We start from the raw sequence: 1,808 nt of genomic DNA on the forward strand, positions 1-1,808 counted from the left end.
TCTGCCTTCTGCTGTTTCCAGCCAGCATGGTTTGAACTTTTTGAACTCCTCTAATGTCACGGTTTTCATAATTTGACAACCTTCCTACTTAGATATAATATTGTCTAACTCATCCCCATACGACGTGCTTGCACGCCATGCCTTCTGGAACTCCACCCGCCGCTTGGCCTTGAGCTTCCTGGCGTCATAGGCAGCGAAGCATTTCTCCACCAAGTACCAGGTTAGGAAAAACAGCATTGTTATGTATAGACCAAGGATTATCAGCCGTAGCAGGTCCATGGCTTATTCACCCTCCTTCCGCGTCTCTATGCTGGCTTTTGCAAGCTCTATAGCAAGCTCATACTGCTTTGCAAATTTATTGCCGCCATGCCTGTTCCTTACGGCCTCGGCAAATTCATCTACAGATTCACCTCGTCCATAAATCCAGGCATTGCCGGAGACCCGGGCATCGCCGGAGACCCGGGCATTGTCGAAGACACAGGCACCGCCGGAGACCCGGGCATTGCCGGAGACCTGGGCATTGTCGGAGACCCGGGCATTGCCGAAGACCCGGGCATTGCCGAAGACCCGGGCATTGTCGGAGACCATGGCATTGCCGTAGACCATGGCATTGTTGTAGACCCAGGAATAGCTGCTATGACTTAAATTGTTTTCACTCTCTATCCACCCGCCCAGGTCTCCGGCTTTGACATCAAGAAAATCTTTTAGAGCGCGGATACGGAAAAGTGTGCGGCCGGCAATCTGTTTCTTTTCATCTGTCAACTCATACTTTTTCATTTAGCGCCTCCATCAGTTTCCTGTTTGACCGCCATGTAATCACGGCATTCTTAGCCTCGCTCTTGGTGAGCCCCAGCCTGCCGTTTCCGGTGCCTGCAATGATGCCCTGCTCCATCATAGCGCGGATATCTTCCCGCCAATAGCTGGGCACCTCCTCCAGGGTGTTGTAGGTGGGGTTTATCTTCTCGTTTTCCTGTTTGATAATTTCCTTTACTTCTTCTGCTGTCATGTCGTCAGCCTCCTTATAATATTTTTCGACCATCTTCAGAAACCTCTCCCAACCCAGGTTGAGGGTCCGGTGGGGACAGTATTTGCCGTCGTAGTCCTGGTGCTTTGTCACCTTGTCCAGACCCCAGCCGTACTCCTTGAGCAGACTGGCGATGTACTCGGCGGCGTTTTCCTCGGCTACTGCAAACTTTTCATATATCTGCCCCACCATTAACGATGTATTTTTTTCTATATATTGCGAATAACATATCTCAATATGTATACCATACATATTCCCTTCTCCCCGACCATCGCCGCTTGCCCAGGCGTTGCGCTCAAATGGAATTGCCTGGCGTATCTCCTCGTCGTCAACAGCTACATGAAATGAAATCACCTCAGGCCGGTTTATCATATAAGTGACTTCATTTTTCGCCGGGACACAGTTACCTGTGTTATGCACCACAATGCGGTCCGGCGTGCGGCTATATGGGCATTTTATTTTGTAGCGCTCCGGCGGGCAGAGCTGTTTTACTATTGGCACCATTTTGTAAGTTCCTTTCCTTTTGATGTTCTCCAGCATCCTTTAACTGACCAGTAGGAAGAACTGATACGGTCGATGGTGTCTTTCCTATTTCACCGCCTTCCAAGGCAGTTTTCGGGGTGAGCACCATCTGCAGGCCTCGGCGGCTCAGAATGTCATTTATTACTTCCGTCACGTAGATTGGGTCAAACATTGCCATGTACCATTCCTCCTTTCTTAATGCTTATTGTTTTTGCGGATTGTCCTATGACACGATACACCAGGTTGCCCAGTTCACTCCCGA

The 1,808-nt window shown here is 49.7% G+C and carries 4 protein-coding genes; all 4 read right to left on the reverse strand.

Annotation, left to right across the window (positions count from 1 at the left end; all coding sequences use genetic code 11):
- Nucleotides 1–84: 84 nt before the first annotated feature.
- The 4 genes from D5270_RS16385 to D5270_RS16400 are packed head-to-tail and all read right to left on the reverse strand — an operon-like array spanning nt 85 to nt 1,724.
- Nucleotides 85–279 carry a hypothetical protein gene (locus D5270_RS16385; protein ID WP_166545082.1) on the reverse strand — a complete coding sequence of 65 codons (195 nt, stop codon included), beginning with the start codon at nt 277–279 and terminating at the stop codon, nt 85–87.
- A 3-nt stretch (nt 280–282) separates the two neighbouring features.
- Nucleotides 283–777: a polymer-forming cytoskeletal protein gene (locus D5270_RS16390; RefSeq protein WP_166545083.1), complete on the reverse strand. Its 495-nt coding sequence runs from the start codon at nt 775–777 to the stop codon at nt 283–285.
- The gene (locus D5270_RS16395; RefSeq protein ID WP_207709423.1) at nt 764–1,528 is read right to left on the reverse strand and encodes a peptidoglycan recognition protein family protein; all 765 of its coding nucleotides are present in this window, start codon (nt 1,526–1,528) and stop codon (nt 764–766) included. Before D5270_RS16395 ends, D5270_RS16390 begins: the two co-directional genes overlap by 14 nt.
- Nucleotides 1,467–1,724: a hypothetical protein gene (locus tag D5270_RS16400; protein ID WP_166545084.1), complete on the reverse strand. Its 258-nt coding sequence runs from the start codon at nt 1,722–1,724 to the stop codon at nt 1,467–1,469. Before D5270_RS16400 ends, D5270_RS16395 begins: the two co-directional genes overlap by 62 nt.
- Nucleotides 1,725–1,808 lie beyond the last annotated feature (84 nt).

Origin of the sequence: Acutalibacter sp. 1XD8-36, from assembly GCF_009917525.1 — a bacterium.
Classification (GTDB): Bacteria; Bacillota; Clostridia; order Oscillospirales; family Acutalibacteraceae; genus Acutalibacter.